The organism is Bradyrhizobium sp. HKCCYLRH3059, from assembly GCF_051168035.1.
In the GTDB taxonomy this organism is placed as follows: Bacteria; Pseudomonadota; Alphaproteobacteria; order Rhizobiales; family Xanthobacteraceae; genus Bradyrhizobium.
The window spans coordinates 12,345-28,015 of sequence record NZ_JBNPUF010000012.1; the positions used below are offsets into that span (position 1 = coordinate 12,345).

General features: G+C 65.3%; 18 protein-coding genes and 1 tRNA gene. 14 read left to right on the forward strand and 5 right to left on the reverse strand.

What is annotated here, in order from left to right:
- Positions 1–20: 20 nt before the first annotated feature.
- The gene (locus tag ACQR13_RS29150; RefSeq protein WP_315753782.1) at positions 21–1,454 is read right to left on the reverse strand and encodes a coniferyl aldehyde dehydrogenase; all 1,434 of its coding nucleotides are present in this window, start codon (positions 1,452–1,454) and stop codon (positions 21–23) included.
- Between the two features lie 486 nt (positions 1,455–1,940).
- Between ACQR13_RS29150 and ACQR13_RS29155 the strand changes: the two genes are divergently transcribed.
- A tRNA-Met gene (locus tag ACQR13_RS29155) sits at positions 1,941–2,017 on the forward strand.
- Between the two features lie 284 nt (positions 2,018–2,301).
- Here ACQR13_RS29155 and ACQR13_RS29160 read toward each other — a convergent pair.
- The 3 genes from ACQR13_RS29160 to ACQR13_RS29170 form a co-directional block, all read right to left on the reverse strand.
- The gene (locus ACQR13_RS29160; protein ID WP_315718316.1) at positions 2,302–3,387 is read right to left on the reverse strand and encodes a YeeE/YedE family protein; all 1,086 of its coding nucleotides are present in this window, start codon (positions 3,385–3,387) and stop codon (positions 2,302–2,304) included.
- Between the two features lie 121 nt (positions 3,388–3,508).
- Positions 3,509–3,859: an ArsR/SmtB family transcription factor gene (locus tag ACQR13_RS29165; protein WP_315718315.1), complete on the reverse strand. Its 351-nt coding sequence runs from the start codon at positions 3,857–3,859 to the stop codon at positions 3,509–3,511.
- Positions 3,860–3,883: 24 nt separating this feature from the next.
- The gene (locus tag ACQR13_RS29170; protein ID WP_315754880.1) at positions 3,884–4,273 is read right to left on the reverse strand and encodes a thioredoxin; all 390 of its coding nucleotides are present in this window, start codon (positions 4,271–4,273) and stop codon (positions 3,884–3,886) included.
- Between the two features lie 121 nt (positions 4,274–4,394).
- Here ACQR13_RS29170 and ACQR13_RS29175 point away from each other — a divergent pair, with 121 nt between their 5' ends.
- Positions 4,395–5,129 carry a cytochrome c biogenesis CcdA family protein gene (locus tag ACQR13_RS29175; RefSeq protein WP_315778323.1) on the forward strand — a complete coding sequence of 245 codons (735 nt, stop codon included), beginning with the start codon at positions 4,395–4,397 and terminating at the stop codon, positions 5,127–5,129.
- Here ACQR13_RS29175 and ACQR13_RS29180 read toward each other — a convergent pair whose 3' ends face one another.
- Positions 5,130–5,846, reverse strand: coding sequence for a hypothetical protein (locus ACQR13_RS29180; RefSeq protein ID WP_316166779.1), 717 nt, complete (start codon positions 5,844–5,846; stop codon positions 5,130–5,132).
- Positions 5,847–5,940: 94 nt separating this feature from the next.
- Between ACQR13_RS29180 and ACQR13_RS29185 the strand changes: the two genes are divergently transcribed.
- From ACQR13_RS29185 to ACQR13_RS29240, 12 genes are all read left to right on the forward strand, one after another.
- Positions 5,941–6,531 (forward strand): thioredoxin family protein, encoded by a 591-nt coding sequence (locus ACQR13_RS29185; protein WP_316166780.1) that lies wholly within the window; start codon positions 5,941–5,943, stop codon positions 6,529–6,531.
- Between the two features lie 129 nt (positions 6,532–6,660).
- Positions 6,661–7,104 carry a sulfur oxidation c-type cytochrome SoxX gene (soxX, locus tag ACQR13_RS29190; RefSeq protein WP_434863484.1) on the forward strand — a complete coding sequence of 148 codons (444 nt, stop codon included), beginning with the start codon at positions 6,661–6,663 and terminating at the stop codon, positions 7,102–7,104.
- A 20-nt stretch (positions 7,105–7,124) separates the two neighbouring features.
- Positions 7,125–7,577 (forward strand): thiosulfate oxidation carrier protein SoxY, encoded by a 453-nt coding sequence (soxY, locus tag ACQR13_RS29195; protein ID WP_315718310.1) that lies wholly within the window; start codon positions 7,125–7,127, stop codon positions 7,575–7,577.
- Between the two features lie 18 nt (positions 7,578–7,595).
- A complete protein-coding gene (soxZ, locus tag ACQR13_RS29200) occupies positions 7,596–7,922 on the forward strand; it encodes a thiosulfate oxidation carrier complex protein SoxZ (protein ID WP_315718309.1) in 327 nt (108 codons plus the stop codon).
- Positions 7,923–7,955: 33 nt separating this feature from the next.
- The gene (gene soxA, locus ACQR13_RS29205; RefSeq protein WP_315772267.1) at positions 7,956–8,780 is read left to right on the forward strand and encodes a sulfur oxidation c-type cytochrome SoxA; all 825 of its coding nucleotides are present in this window, start codon (positions 7,956–7,958) and stop codon (positions 8,778–8,780) included.
- A gap of 24 nt (positions 8,781–8,804) precedes the next feature.
- Positions 8,805–10,499 (forward strand): thiosulfohydrolase SoxB, encoded by a 1,695-nt coding sequence (gene soxB / locus ACQR13_RS29210; RefSeq protein ID WP_315718307.1) that lies wholly within the window; start codon positions 8,805–8,807, stop codon positions 10,497–10,499.
- Positions 10,500–10,504: 5 nt separating this feature from the next.
- Positions 10,505–11,788 (forward strand): sulfite dehydrogenase, encoded by a 1,284-nt coding sequence (gene soxC, locus ACQR13_RS29215; protein ID WP_315826663.1) that lies wholly within the window; start codon positions 10,505–10,507, stop codon positions 11,786–11,788.
- Entirely contained in the window at positions 11,727–12,485 is a 759-nt protein-coding gene (locus ACQR13_RS29220) for a c-type cytochrome (RefSeq protein ID WP_315754837.1), read from the forward strand. The genes soxC and ACQR13_RS29220 overlap by 62 nt, the downstream gene beginning before the upstream one ends.
- A 26-nt stretch (positions 12,486–12,511) precedes the next feature.
- Entirely contained in the window at positions 12,512–12,946 is a 435-nt protein-coding gene (locus ACQR13_RS29225; RefSeq protein WP_315718331.1) for a DsrE family protein, read from the forward strand.
- Between the two features lie 10 nt (positions 12,947–12,956).
- Positions 12,957–13,859: an alpha/beta hydrolase gene (locus tag ACQR13_RS29230; protein WP_315718304.1), complete on the forward strand. Its 903-nt coding sequence runs from the start codon at positions 12,957–12,959 to the stop codon at positions 13,857–13,859.
- Positions 13,860–13,867: 8 nt separating this feature from the next.
- Positions 13,868–14,308 (forward strand): DsrE family protein, encoded by a 441-nt coding sequence (locus tag ACQR13_RS29235; RefSeq protein WP_409978004.1) that lies wholly within the window; start codon positions 13,868–13,870, stop codon positions 14,306–14,308.
- A 68-nt stretch (positions 14,309–14,376) separates the two neighbouring features.
- Positions 14,377–15,477, forward strand: coding sequence for a YeeE/YedE family protein (locus ACQR13_RS29240; protein WP_315754833.1), 1,101 nt, complete (start codon positions 14,377–14,379; stop codon positions 15,475–15,477).
- The last annotated feature ends 194 nt before the right edge of the window (positions 15,478–15,671 follow it).

The window sequence follows — 15,671 nt, forward strand, 5'->3', positions numbered from 1 at the left end:
CGCCCCCGAACGACGATTGGCTAGGACAGGAATCGCAGCAGCTTTTCGATCCGGGCGATGCTGGCGCCGTAGGGTGGATAGAGATCCTTCATGCGGTTGAAGGGAGAGCGGTAGAACACCGGCTTCAACTTGCTGAAGCTGTTGAAGCCCCATTCTCCGTGATAATGGCCGATGCCGGAGGCGCCGACACCGCCCATCGGCTGGTTCATCTGCGCAAAATGCAGAAGGCAGTCGTTGATGGTGACGCCGCCGGAGACGGTGTGCGCCAGCACCGTGTCACGGGCCGCAGCGTCAGTGCCGAACCAGTACAGCGCGAGCGGCCGGTCGTGGGCGTTGATGTGGCGGATGACGTCGTCGGATTGCCGATAGGTCATGATCGGCAGCAGCGGACCGAAGATCTCCTCCTGCATGATTGCCATGTCCGCGCTCGCACCGACCACGATCGTCGGCGGAAATTTCCGCAGCTTCTTCCAGGCCGGATCTTCCGGGCTGGTCGTGCTCAGCGTCCTGGCGCCGCGCGCGATCGCATCGCGCAGCAATCCTTCCAGCCGGGCATAGTGCCGCTCGGAGATGATCGACGTGTAGTCGCCATTGGCCGGGTTGGTGCCGAACATCTGCAGCATGTGCCGGTGCAGCTTGCTCGCGAATGCGTCCGCGTGCTGTTCGGGCACGAACACGTAGTCCGGTGCGATGCAGGTCTGGCCGGCATTGAGCAGCTTGGCATAGGCGATGCGCTCCGCGGCTTCGTCGATGTCGGCGGAGACGTCGACGATGGTCGGTGACTTGCCGCCGAGCTCGAGCGTCACCGGGGTCAGGTTGCGCCCGGCGGCCTCGGCGACGATGCGGCCGACGCGGGTCGAGCCGGTGAAGACCAGATGATCGAACGGCAGCGCGGCAAAGGTCTCCGCGACGCCGTCCTCGATGCCGGTGACGATGAGCTCAGTCGGGTCGAAATTCGCCGCGATGAGCTCCTCGAGCAGCGCGGAGAAGTGCGGCGTCAGCTCGCTCGGCTTGATCATGACCCGGTTGCCGGCGGCGAGCGCGCCGATTGCTGGCGCCAGCGTCAGCTGCAACGGGTAATTCCACGGCGCGATGATGCCGACCACGCCGAGCGGCTGCGGAATCAGGCGGTTGCGCGCCGGCCAGAACTGCAGCGCGGTGGCGATGCGCCGCGGCGCCATCCAGCGCGGCAGCACCTTGAGCGTGTGCCTGATCTCGGCCTGCAGGAACAGCGTTTCGGCAATCGTCGTCTCGACGGCGCAGCGGTGGCCGAAATCGGCCGAGATCGCCTGCTCCAGGCGCTTCTCGTTGTCCGACAGCATCGCTCGCAGCCGCTTCAGGCCGTCCAGCCGTGCCGCGAGAGCGGGCGGGGGCGCATTGCGGGAGGCCTCGACCTGGGCGTGGAACGCGTCGTCGAGCGCCGAGAGGGCTGGGCTCTTCAGGGACTGGTCCATGGACGTCTCCTCGCGTGTACCGCGGCCGCGTGCAGGGCCGTCATTCTGGTTGGCTTAAAGCTGCCGCGTTGCGGGACCCTTGGCAAGCGCGGCGTCGGTTTTGCGCCGGCTGGGCGCGAGCGTGGAGCCAATCCATTTGGGGTGGGTGTCGTCGGTCCCTGCCGCTGCCCCTCGAAGAACTTGTCCTTGTCCCCAGCCCGGCCCGTGCCGTGGTCCCGGTCGGCAAATAGGTCGCTCTCATATGTATTTGTAATGTTGAGGTAATTTCTGATGTGAGTCGTGAGAGAGGCGGTGTCACAATCCGGCAAAAAAACTTCCCGAAAGGCCTTTCCAAACCGGCCTCGCATTGGTACATACCGCCCGCACCCGACGGCCGGCTAGGCCAACGGGCTCAAGCCTTCTCAGGAAGCCTTTGGGATGGATCGGCAGCGCCTCGGTGTCTGCCAGGACCGCCCGGCGCTTCTCTGAAGGTGACGCACAAGTTAACGCGGGGTGGAGCAGCCCGGTAGCTCGTCAGGCTCATAACCTGAAGGTCATAGGTTCAAATCCTATCCCCGCAACCATTGAGACCGACACTCCCGTAGCCGACGAGGCTGCGGGAGTTTTGGTTTGTGAGCTGCTGTGCAGCTGAGGACAGTGCCGTCTCCCCCTGAAGCGTGGCATCGGAAGATCCGGGAATTATCACCAGGACGGCGCTCAGGCGACCATGCGAGCCGGCAGACAATCTGCGAAGCGCGTGAACTGAAGTATTGAGGCAACGGCGAAATCCACAATCCGTCTGCCTGCGGTACAACCCCATTGCCCTGGTGTGGGAGCGAGCTTGCACATTGCGCGAGCGCAGCCGCCGTCACGATGTCAGACGCAGCAGGTTGCGCACGGCAGGGCGCCATTCGCCGGTCATGGTGTATTCGAGGCCGAGACGTGCGCCGCAGGTGATCGCCAGCATCGTCAGCGGCGCCGAGATCGCCAGCGTCGAGAATGCCGACAGGCCCTGTCCGATCGTGCAGCCCATCGACATGATGCCGCCGGTGCCCATCAGCAGCGCGCCGGTCATGTGACGCTTCAACTCACGCGCGTCATCGCAGGCTTCCCAGCGGAAGACGCGCGAAAACATTGCCGCGACGAACGAGCCCAGGATCACGCCGGCGACGGAGCCGATCGCAAAGTCGGCCCGGCTGCCCGAAAGCGTGGCGATGTAGAGCACGGTATTGCCGAGCGGGGCAACGAAGGTCAGGGATGCCACGCGCGCCGGATCGAAATCGTCATTGCCGAGCCAGCTGGTGGCGAACCAGCCGAACGCCACCGCGCAGCCTACGGCGAGGCCGGAGAGCAGCAGGCGCGGCGATCTCACGAGGCGCCCGTCGGCCAATGCCCAGGCCGCGAGCGCGACCGCTGCGACGGAAACGGTTGCCGGCCGCGCATATGAGCCAAGTGCGGGCGACAGCAGCATATCCATGCCCTGGGTCATCGTTTCGGGCAGGCGTATGGAGAGCGGCTCGATCAGCGAGATGCGCAGGAATCCCGTGAGCCCGCGCATCGCGGCCAGGGCTGACACGCCCAGCACCAGAAACACGACGATGGCGCGCAGATCACCGCCGCCGATACGGACCAGTGTCCCGAAGCCGCAGGTGCCGACCAGGGCCATCCCGATTCCGAACGACAAGCCGCCGAGGATGGCGCCGCCGAGCGGAATGGACGACGTCAAGTAGATCGAGCGCGACAGGTCGATCAGGCCGAAGCTGGCGAGCAGCTGGGTTGCGACCAGCGCGACCGCGGCCGCCAGAGCGAAGGATTTGAGTCGCCGGGTATCGGCGCCGAAGAACGCGTCCTCCAGCATCGCGAGCGTACAGAAGCGGCCGGCGCGACCGGCGACGCCGAGAACGGCGCCCGCGAGGAGCCCACACATGAACGTCAGTGCTGATGGGCTGAGCATTCCTCTCCGACATCCTCGTTGGTTTCCTGGCATTGTGCGCCAGGAGCGGCGGGGACGCCAGACCTCTTGCGCCGCTACGGGGCGCGCCGATGCGAAGCCCGAGACCGCGAGGGCCAACCGGTCAGCGGCGGCGCTTGCGGACCGGCTCGCAATAGACGTCGTAGATCGCCGTCAGGATCTTGCGGACATCTTCGCTCGCAAGGCTGTAGTAGATCGTCTTGCCCTCGCGCCGCGTCGTGACCAGCCGGTCGAGCCTGAGACGGGCGAGCTGCTGCGAGACGGTCGACTGCCGCTCGCCCAGGAACTGCTCGAGCTCGGTGACGGATTTTTCGCCTTCGGCAAGGATGCAGAGCAGCAAAAGCCGGGACTCGTGGGACAGTGCCTTCAGCATCTCGCTGGCTTCCCGCGCCTTCTCGATCATCTGCTCGAGCTCGGCAGAGGTTTCGATGTCCTTCAACTTCGGCAGCGGCATGAATTCTGAATCCCTCGGTTGGCGTCAGGAGCGGGCCGGAGCCCCGCTTGTAGCATTCATTATGCGGCCGAGCAGCCCAAAGAAGAACGCATCGCCGGGATAACCGCGGATGCGTCCGATCTCGCGGCCCTGATCGACCACCACGAAGGTCGGGGTGAACGCTCCCGGATCGATACCGGAAAGGTCCGTCGGCAGCGGCTTGGCAAGGTCGACCCGTCGCAGCGGCAGCGCGCGCCCCTCGTCGGTCTTGTCATAGATCGGACCGATTTCCGCGTTGAAGCGGGCGCACCAGCCGCAGCCCGGACGTTCGAACATCACGAGCTCGGAGGCGAACGCCGGGGACGAGAGGCAAATGCCGGTCACTACGGCTCCTGCGAGCGTTGCGAATCCGCGCGATGCACGTCTGCTGGTCATGCCGAGATCCTCTCTGGACTTGGCGGCCAATCTATCATTAAATTCGAATATGTACTAGTGCGCGATTTCCGAATCCTGCCCGGCAGGCCGGGCACGTAGCGCTGGCCGACCGGGGGGAAAGATGGATCTCGACGTCACGCTGGGCGCCGCGCTGGCCGCGGGTCTGTTGTCGTTTCTGTCACCGTGCATTCTGCCGCTGGTCCCGCCGTTCCTGTGCTACATGGCCGGCGTCTCGGCGGCCGACGCGATCGGCGAAACCAGCATGGCCCAGCGGCGGCGGACGGTGCTGACGGCGCTGTGCTTTGTCGGCGGTTTTTCGCTGGTGTTCGTCGGTCTTGGTGCTACCGCCTCGGTGTTCGGGCGGTTCATCGCCGGCCATCTCAGCCAGCTCGGCATCCTCGCTGGCCTCGTCATCATCACGATGGGGCTGCATTTCCTCGGGGTGCTCCGGATCCCGCTGCTGTACCGGAGCGCGACGATCGACGTCGGAAGCAAGCCGGCCGGCCTGCTCGGTGCGTTCGTGATGGGACTTGCCTTCGCCTTCGGCTGGACGCCGTGTGCGGGGCCGGTCCTTGCCGCCGTCCTGATGATGGCCGGCGCGGAGGCGACGGTGGGTAAGGGCGCGCTGCTGCTCGCCGCCTATTCGGTCGGGACCGGCATCCCGTTCCTCATCGCCGCTGCCTTCACGGGACAGTTCATGACTATGCTCAAGGGCATCAAGCCGCATCTCCCCCTGGTCGAGAAGACGATGGGCGGCTTTCTCGTCCTGACCGGCGCGGCCTTTCTCGCCGGCGTGATCCCGCGGATGTCGGAATGGATCTTCGAGCGCTTTCCGTCGCTCGCCACCATCGGCTGATCAGCCGAAGCGGAAGTCCAATAGATTGACGAAGGACTGCAGTTCGATCTCATAGCGATGCACCAGGCCGGCGTCGCTCTCGCGCGCCGCGCGGCCGATCTCGCCGGCACTCGTCGTGGCGCCGTCGATCAGGCGGCGGAACTCGGCCTGGCTCGCCACGTCGGGCGCGGCGAGGCCGTTGCAGCGTTGCAGCCGGTCGCGCAGCGCTGTGCCGGCCTGGACGACCTCGCCAGGCTCGGCCTTGCCCGCAGCGAACCGCGCAGCTGCGTTGCGCAACGCGTCCATGACGGGTGACAGGTCGAACACGCAATCGCTGAGTTCGACCACGCCGGCGTCCTGCCTCAGGGCGTGAAGCGACCGGCGCAACGCGGCAATGGCCGCCGCAGCGCGTGCCCCGTCACCTGCGGTCAGCGCTTCGTCCGCCTGCTTCAGGCGATCGTTTCCGGTGGCGATCAGCTCTGCAAAGGATTTGGCCGAATAGGGCGCATTGGAGCGCTCGGCGAGCCGGCTGAGCCTGCCCCAGGCGATCCGGGCGTCGTCGAGCTCGATCTGCGCCAGGCCCACATTGCCGGTGCGGCCATAGCTCGCGGCGGTGCGCAGGCTGGCCATCGCCGAGCGCATGAAGGCAGCGACGTCCGTGTTCTCTTCGGCGCGCCCACGGACGCCGTGCGTGAGGCATGACAGCACGAGCGACAGCATGATGACGCGGCGCAGCATCGAATGTCCTTTTCACATTCTCTTATTCGAATATCATGTATCGAAATTCCGTGGACTTGGCAAAGTGGACTTGGCAAAGCGCGCGAGCAGGCTGATGACGACGAACCGGACGATGACGCGGCGCGATCTGGTTGCGCTGCTCTCTGCTGCGGCGGCCGTCGGCCCGGCGTCGGCGCCGGCGCAGGCCGACGCGGCGCTCGGCGACGACGGGCTCTATCACCAGTCCTGGTTTCTCAACAGCTTCCTGGACCTGCGCGAGGATCTCGAAAGCGCGGCGTCGGAAGGCAAGCGGCTTGCGATCATGTGGGAGCTGCGCGGCTGCCCGTATTGCCGCGAGACGCATCTGGTGAACTTTGCCGATCAAGAGATCACGGACTACATCCGCGCCAATTTCGAAGTGCTGCAGCTCAACCTGCTCGGCGCGCGCAAGGTGATCGACTTCGATGGCAACGAGCTTGCCGAGAAGGAGCTCGCCGAGCGCTACGCGATCCGCTTCACGCCGACGTTCCAGTTCTTTCCGCCATCGGCCGAGGGGGTCTCTGCGAAGGAGCCGCTCGCGCGCGAGGTGGCGCGCGCGCCGGGCTATCTCAAGCCGCCGCATTTCCTCGCAATGTTCCGCTTCGTGCGCGAGAGGGCCTATGAGCGCGGCACCTTCCGCGACTATCTCGCTTCGACCAAGGGTTGAGTGCAGTGCGGCATCGAAATACGCTTGACACCAATCACATTATCAAATCATAATTCTTGAATATGATGGATCGTAAGTCCGTCGTGTCATCGTAAGGCGAGGGGACGCCTCGTCGGTCAGGGTGGAAACATGCGCCGTTTGATTCCGGCCGCCTTGCTCTGCGTGTTGCTGTCGGCAGCCGCGCGGGGTGACGAGCCGATCAGGCTCGATGTCGTCGACTATGTCATTCCGAAATCGCTGACGGGCGCGCCCGGCAATGCCGATGCCGGCAAGAAGGTGTTCTTGACGCGGACGCTGGGCAATTGCCTCGCCTGCCATCAGGTGTCGTCGCTGAAGTCGGAGGAGTTTCACGGCGAGTTCGGTCCGTCGCTCGACGGCGTCGCGACCCGCTACAACGCGGCGCAATTGCGCCTGATCGTCGCCGATCCCAAGCGCATCTTCACCGATACGGTGATGCCCGCCTTCTACAAGAACGACGGACTCAATCGCGTCAGGCCGGAGTTCGTCGGCAAACCCGTCCTCACCGCCGCGCAGGTCGAGGACGTCGTCGCCTTTCTCGAAACATTGAAGTAACCGCCTCTGGAGGATGATGCATGGGCGCAATCAACAGACGACAGGCGTTCCTTCTCGGCGGCGGTTTCGTCGCCCTGACGGTGCTGCCGATGGCCGCCAACGCCGAGCCGAGCAACGACGCGGCCGAGATGATCAAGAAGTTCACCGGCGGCAAGGAAGCGGCCAAGGGCAAGATCACGCTCGATCTGCCTGAGATCGCCGAGAACGGCAACACCGTGCCGCTCGCGCTCTCGGTCGAAAGCCCGATGACCGCCGAGAACTACGTCAAGGAAGTGCTGTTCGTGGCCGACGGCAATCCGAATGCCGGCGTCGCCACGCTGATGTTCACGCCGATGTCCGGCAAGGCCGAGGCATCGATCCGCATCCGTCTGGCGCAGACCCAGAACGTGATCGCGGTCGCGAAGATGAGTGACGGCTCGCTCTTCACGGAGCGCAAGACCGTCAAGGTCACCATCGGCGGCTGCGGCGGCTGAGACAGGGGAGAGACGAACATGGCAGACAAGCCGCGGATCAAGCTTCCGAAGGAAGCCAAGAAGGGCGAGATCATCCAGATCAAGACGCTGGTCTCGCATCTGATGGAATCGGGTCAGCGCAAGGATGCGCAGGGCAAGCCGATCCCACGCAAGATCATCAACAAGTTCACCTGCGAGTTCAACGGCAAGCCGGTGTTCTCCTGCGCGCTGGAGCCGGCGATCTCCGCCAACCCGTACATCCAGTTCGACGCAAGGATCGACGAGGAAGGTACGTTCAAGTTCGCATGGACGGATGATGATGGCTCCGTGGTGACGGCCGAAGAGAAGATCGCGTTGAAGGCCTGATCGGCAGCGTGTGATCGCTAGGAGGAGTGACGGATGTCCATTCGCTACGGTTCTCTCGCCGTCCTGGCTTCGGCCGCGCTGGCCCTGTCGGCAGTCGCGACGTTCGGCCAGGAGGCCGAACGGAAGGGCATTCCGGCGCCTCCCGGTCACGTCTTCAAGACCATCATCTCGGGCTATCAGTTCCGCACCAAGGAAACGCGCGCGCTCCAGGATGACGACCTGGAGAATCCCGGCTTCCTCGCGGTGGAGCGGGCCGCCGACGTCTGGAAGACGGTCGACGGCAGCGAAGGCAAGTCGTGCATGAGCTGCCACGGCGAGGCGGAAAAGACCATGAAGGGCGTCGGCGCCGCCATGCCCAAATGGAGCGATAAGCTCAACAAGCCGGTCAATCTCGAGCAGCAGATCAACATCTGTCGCACCGAGCACATGAAGGCGCAGCCCTGGGCCTTCAAGTCGAAGGAACTGACGGACATGACGGCGTTCGTCCGCTACCAGTCGCGCGGCATGCCGGTGGCGGTGAAGACCGATGGTCCGATGTCGCCATGGTTCGAGAAGGGCAAGGAGATCTACTATACGCGGGTCGGGCAGCTCGATCTCGCCTGCGCGTCCTGCCACGAGAAGAACAACGGCAAGTTCATGCGCGCCGATTTTCTGAGTCAAGGCCAGACCAACGGCTTTCCGACCTACCGGCTGCGCGATCAGCGCCTGATCCCGCTGCACGAACGGTTCGAGGGCTGCATGTTCGACGTTCGCGGCGTGCCCTACAAGCCGCTGTCGGACGAGTTCCTCGCGCTCGAAGTCTACGTCGCCTGGCGCGGCATCGGGCTGCCCGTCGAGACACCGTCGGTCCGCAACTAGCCGCGGACACAAGGAAGATACATCATGATATCGCGTCGCGAATTCGTTCAGGTCGCATTGGCGGCGGCTGCCCTGGCGGGTGGCTCCGGTCTTGCGGGTGCGACCCGCGCCTTTGCTCAGCAGAAGCTGACCGAGAAGGAGCTGCTGGCGTTCGATCCGGTCGGCAACGTCACCTTGGTGCATGTCACCGACATCCACGGCCAGCTGATGCCGCTGTATTTCCGCGAGCCGTCGACCAATCTCGGCGTCGGTGACGCCAAGGGCCAGCCGCCGCATGTCACCGGCAAGGATTTCCTCACCCGCTTCGGCATCGCGCCGGGCTCGTCGTCGGCCTATGCGCTGACCTCGGAGGATTTCGAGGCGCTCGCCAAGACCTACGGGCGGATCGGCGGGCTCGACCGCGCCGCCACCGTCATCAAGGCCATCCGCGCCGAGCGCGGCGACAAGGTCGTGCTGCTCGATGGCGGTGACACCTGGCAGGGCTCATGGTCGTCGCTGAAGACCCGCGGCCAGGACATGATCGACTGCATGGCGCTGCTGAAGCCGGATGCGATGACGGGGCATTGGGAGTTCACCTACGGCACCGAGCGCGTCAAGCAGGCGGTCGATGGTCTGGGCTTCCCTTTCCTCGGCCTCAACATCCGCGACACCGAATGGAACGAGCCGGCGTTCGAAGCCTCGACGATGATCGAGCGCGGCGGCGTCAAGATCGCGGTGCTCGGCCAGGCATTCCCGTACACGCCGGTCGCCAATCCCCGCTGGATGATTCCGAACTGGTCGTTCGGCGTGCGCGAGGAGGATGTTCAGACCCAAGTCGACAAGGCACGCAAGGACGGCGCCGGCCTCGTGGTGCTGCTGTCACACAATGGCTTCGACGTCGACCGCAAGCTGGCCAGCCGCGTCAAGGGTCTCGACGTCATTCTCACGGGTCATACCCATGATGCATTGCCTGAAGCGGTCAAGGTCGGCAAGACGCTGCTGATCGCGTCGGGCTCCTCCGGCAAGTTCGTCTCGCGGCTCGATCTCGACGTCAAGGACGGCGAGGTGAAGGGCTATCGTTACAAGCTGATTCCGCTGTTCTCCGACGTGATCACGCCGGATCCGGCGATGGCGGCCAAGATCGCCGAGGTGCGCAAGCCGTTTGCCGCCGATCTCGCCCGCCCGCTGGGACGGACCGAGACGCTGCTGTATCGCCGTGGCAATTTCAACGGCACGTTCGATGACCTCATCTGCCAGGCGCTGCTGCAGGAGCGCGATGCGGAGATCGCGCTGTCGCCGGGCTTCCGCTGGGGCACCAGCGTGATGCCGGGCCAGGACATCACGTTCGAGGACGTCACCAACGCCACCGCGATCACCTATCCGGCCGTCTATCGCATGGGCATGACCGGCACGCGGCTGAAGGAGATCATTGAGGACGTCGCCGACAACCTGTTCAACGTCGATCCTTACTACCAGCAGGGCGGCGACATGGTCCGCATCGGCGGCATGTCCTACGCCATCGACGTCAACAAGCCGCAGGGGCAGCGCATCTCCGACATGCGCCTGATCAAGACCGGGGCCGCGATCGATCCGACGCGGGAGTATCAGGTCGCGGGCTGGGCCAGCGTCAACGAAGGCACGCAGGGGCCGCCGATCTGGGAGGTCGTGTCGAGCTATCTGCAGCGCCAGAAAACCGTTCGTCTCGAGCCCAACCGGGCCGTCAAAGTCTCCGGAGTGTGACGACGATGTCCAAGGACAAACTACTTCCCTCAGCCCCACGCGCGTCGCGCCGTGGTTTCCTGACTGCAGCCGGCGGTCTTGCCGCCACGGCGCTGGCCTCGCAGGCGCGTGCCGGCGTCGGCAATCCCGCCAACCAGCCGCCAAACGTGCCGGAATGGACGCGGACCCTCGGCGAGGGCGTCGCTGTGCGCCCCTATGGCAAGCCGTCGAAGTTCGAGAAGGACGTCGTCCGCCGCGACGTCGAATGGCTGACGGCTTCGCGCGAATCCTCGGTCAGTTTTACGCCGCTGCATGAGCTCGAAGGCATCATCACGCCGAACGGGCTGTGCTTCGAGCGCCATCACGGCGGCGTAGCCGACGTCGATCCGGCCGATCACCGGCTGATGATCCATGGGCTGGTCGAGCGGCCGCTGCTGCTGACGCTCGACGAGCTCAAGCGCTACCCGCGCGTCAACCGCATCCACTTCATGGAATGCGCGGCCAACTCCGGCATGGAGTGGCGCGGCGCCCAGCTCAATGGCTGCCAGTTCACGCATGGCATGATCCACTGCGTGCAATATACCGGCGTCTCGCTGCGCACCCTGCTCGAAGAGGCCGGCGTCAAGACCAACGGCAAATGGCTGCTGGTGGAGGGCGCCGACTCCGCGTCGATGGATCGCAGCCTGCCGATCGAGAAGGCGCTCGACGACTGCATCATCGCCTACAAGATGAACGGCGAGGCGCTGTATCCCGAGCAGGGCTATCCGATGCGCCTGGTCGTGCCGGGCTGGCAGGGCAATCTCTGGGTCAAGTGGCTGCGCCGTATCAAGGTCGGCGACCAGCCCTGGCACACCCGCGAGGAAACCTCGAAATACACCGATCTCTTGCCGAACGGAAAGGCGCGGCGCTTCACCTGGGCGATGGATGCCAAGTCGGTGATCACGAGCCCGAGCCCGCAGGCTCCGATCAAGCATGGCAAGGGCTTCACGATCGTCTCGGGACTGGCGTGGTCGGGCAACGGCAAGGTCAAGCGCGTCGACGTGTCGCTCGATGGCGGCCGCAACTGGTGGCCGGCGCGGATCGACGGCCCGGTGCTCGACAAGGCGCTGACCCGGTTCTACTACGAGTTCGACTGGAACGGCGAGCCGCTGCTGCTGCAGTCGCGCGTCCAGGACGAGACCGGCTACGTCCAGCCGTCCAAGGCCGAGCTGCGCAAGGTCCGCGGCTACAACTCCATCTATCACAACAATGGCATCCAGACCTGGCATGTGCAGGCAAACGGTGAGGTCGAGAATGTCGAGGTCGCCTAAGCTCATCATTGCCGCCGCAGCGCTGGCAACGCTTGCGGGCTCGGTGGCGTTCGCCGGCGGTCCGAGCGAGAAGACCGAGGCCAAGTCCGATGCCAAGGCGCCGCAGCGCTTCAACATCGGCCGCGCGCCGAGCGCCGAGGAGATCCGCGGCTGGGACATCGACGTGCGTCCGGACGGGCAGGGGCTGCCAGTCGGCAAGGGCACCGTCGCCCAGGGCGAGAAGCTGTTCATGGACAATTGCGCCAGTTGCCATGGCGAATTCGGCGAGGGTGCCGGCCGCTGGCCGGTGCTCGCCGGCGGCAAGGGATCGCTGACATCAGACAATCCCGTCAAGACGGTCGGTTCCTACTGGCCCTACGCCTCGACGCTGTTCGACTACGTCCGCCACGCGATGCCGTTCGGCAGCCCGCAGTCGCTGAAGGTCGACGAGTACTACGCGCTGGTCGCCTATGTGCTGTATCTGAACGACGTGATCACCGATCAGAACTTCGAGCTGAGCAACAGCAATCTCGCCACGATCAAGATGCCGAACGAGGGCGGGTTCATCATGGATGACCGGAGCACGAGCGAGAAGGCGTTCTGGCAGAAGGATCCTTGCATGAAGAACTGCATCGCGCCGGTCAAGATCACCGGACGCGCGACAGCGGTCGACGTCACGCCGGAAGACAAGGACGGCAAGCCGCGAGGCGTCGAGTGAGGATTGCCGGATGCAGCCGCCGCCAGATGCTGTTGGCGGCCGCATCCGTCGCCCTGGCCGGAAGCGGGGTTGCGTCCATCGCCACTGCAGCCGAGCCACATAGGCTCGCGTTGCAGATCAGCGACGAGGATCCTGCCAAGATGCGCGCGGTGCTCGACGTGGCCGCGAATGTCTCCCGCCACTATTCGGGCGAGGGCGCGGAGGTCGAGATCGTGATCGTTGCGTTCAATGGCGGCCTCGACATGCTGCTGGCCGACCGCTCGCCGGTGAAGGAGCGGGTGCTCGGCTTCGCCAAGTCGATGCCCAATGTGAGCTTCATCGCCTGCGGCAATACCTTGGAGACGCTCGCGAGCAAGGAGGGACGGCAGCCGCCTCTGCTCGACGGTGTCACGGTCGTCAAGACCGGGGTCGCGACCCTGCTGGAGCTGTCCGAGAAGAACTGGACGATCGTGCGTCCCTGAGGAATTTGCGATGCGGTGGTGGCTCGCTCTTGTCGTCTCGTTCATTGCGTCGATCGCCTTCGCGGCCGAGGAGCCGCGCGAGCTCACGATCGGCGGGCGTACGGCGCTCGGCACGCTCCGACTGCCGGCGCAGTCTGGACCGGATGTACCGCTGGTGCTGATGACGCACGGCACGCTCGCGCACAAGGACATGGAGACCATCCAGGGTCTGTCCAAGGCGTTGGCCGAGCGGGGGATCGCGTCGCTCGCGCACAATCTCGTGCTCGGTCTCGATCGCCGCACTGGCATGTACGATTGTGCCAAACCCCATGACTATGTGACGGACGATGCTGTCGTGGAGATCGCCGCCTGGCTGAGTGAAGCGCGCAAGACGTCGTCGCACGTCTTCGTCCTCGGTCATTCGCGCGGCGCCAATCAGGTCGCGCGCTATCTGGCCGCCAATCCCAAAGCGGCGGTCGACGGTGCGATCCTGCTGGCGCCCGCGACGGCGAGCATCGAGGCCGGTTTGAGAGACGCCTATGCGGAGAGCTACGGCCAGCGATTGGCGCCGCTGCTCGACAAGGCTGAGGCAGCGATCGCCGCCGGGCGCGGCGGTGATTGGATGTCGGTGCCGGGCTTCATCTATTGCCGCGATGCCAAGGTGACGGCGCGCGCATTCGCAGCATTCTATCGCGCCGACCGGCGCCAGGATACGGCGGCGCTGGTCGCCGATGTGAGCCTGCCGGTTCTGGTGCTTGCGGCAGCGCAAGACAAGACGGTACCGGACGTGGCAGCGTCGTTCGCGCCGCTGGCGTCACGCGCCGGCAGCCGTGTCCGACTGGAGACGATTGACGACGCAGATCACTTCTTTCGCGATCTCGCCGCCGAGGATGCCGCTGATCGCATCGCAGGATTCATTGCAGCCGCGCGTTAGGAGCCACCATGGAACGTCGATCTTTGATGCAAGCCGGTCTTGCCGGCCTGTTTGGAATCTTCGGTGTCAGCAGCGCACGCGCGGCGACGGAATCTCCGCGCCAGCGCGTCGCCTATCATCTCGCCGATCAGGACCGCGCCCTGTTCGTTCTCGGCAACCTCCAGAACCACGTCGACGGGACCGGAGGACCTGGACGCGCAGACATTCGCCTGGTGATCCACGGTCCGGGCTTGCGGGCCTTTCATGCGATTTCGGCCGACCAGACCATCTCGGCTCTGGCCGAGCGCCTCATGAAGGCCGGCGTCGGCTTCGAGGCCTGTGCGAACACCATGAAGGCGCAAGGCGTGAAGCTCGACGATCTCTTGCCAGGCTTCGCGGTGGCGGAGAAGGGCGGCGTCGTGCGCCTCACGGAGCTGCAGCAGAGTGGATACGCCTACCTGCGCCCGTGACGGGCGCATGCGTCCTTGCCGATGCCGCCCGGCATGTTGAGCGGCAGGCCTGAACGACGGGAGCGCCTGTGCTCACCGCATTGATCGACCTTCTGGGTGAGGAGCTGGTGTCGCTGCTGTGCGGGCTCGCGGCCGGCGGCGCGTTCGGCTTCTTCGCCCAGCGCAGCCGCTTCTGCCTCCGGGCGGCCACGGTCGAGTTCGCGCGCGGGCAGGGCGGTCCGCGGCTGGCGGTGTGGCTCCTCACCTTCGCCTCGGCGCTGCTGGGCACCCAGGCGCTGGTGGCGATGGGCCTGCTCGACGTCTCCGAAGCGCGCCAGCTGGCGCAGCAGGGCAGCATTTCCGGCGCGATGATCGGCGGCACGCTGTTCGGCTGCGGCATGATCCTGGCGAGAGGCTGTGCCAGCCGTCTGCTGGTGCTCTCGGCCAACGGCAATCTGCGGGCGCTGCTGTCCGGCCTCGTCTTCGCGGTGACGGCGCAGTCGGCCTATCGCGGCCTGCTCGCGCCGGCACGCGAGTGGCTCACCAATCTTTGGCTCGTCGACGGCGGACCGTCGCGCGACATCATGAGCCTGTTCGGCGGGGGTACGCCCGAGAAGCTCGGCTTCGGCATGCTGTGGTTCCTGGCCGGGCTCGCCGCCGTGTCGAAGTTTCAGGTTGGCCCGAAGATCCTGCGCTCGGCGGTGGCCGCGGGCGCGGCGGTCGCCGGGGGCTGGCTCCTCACCTATCAGCTCGGCCAGGCCTCGTTCTCGCCGGTGCCGCTGAAGAGCCTGACATTCAGCGGTCCTTCGGCGGAGCTGCTGATGCAGGTGCTCGCCAGCCCGCAACTGAAGCCGGGCTTCGATCTCGGCATCATTCCGGGGGTGTTCATCGGCTCGTTCGTTGCGGCTGCGCTGGCGCGTGAACTCAATCTCGAAGGCTTCTCGGATGGGCGCGGCATGCGCCGTTACATGATCGGCGCCGTCCTGATGGGATTCGGTGCGATGCTGGCGGGCGGCTGCGCCGTTGGCGCCGGCGTAACCGGGGCATCGGTGTTTGCGCTCACAGCGTGGATCGTGCTCGGTGGCATGTGGTTGGGTGCGGCCGTCACCGATTTTGTCGTCGACCGCTGGCTGTTCGCCACCAAGCCGGCGCAGAGCCCGGTTCAGTCGCCCTCCGTCATGCCTTCTTGAGGCATCCTGCGGAAGCGAGCCTGCTTCTGCTGAGCGGCATTGGACATGCAGCGTCAAGGCGCAGCATCCATGAATCTCCGGGACCTGTCTGTCACAGGCTCGTCGACGCGTGGCGTGTCGGCGCACTTCAAGCCTCCGACGAAGAACATTGTCTGATCAGATCGGATCGAGCCCGAAGACACGCGTCTTTGCGT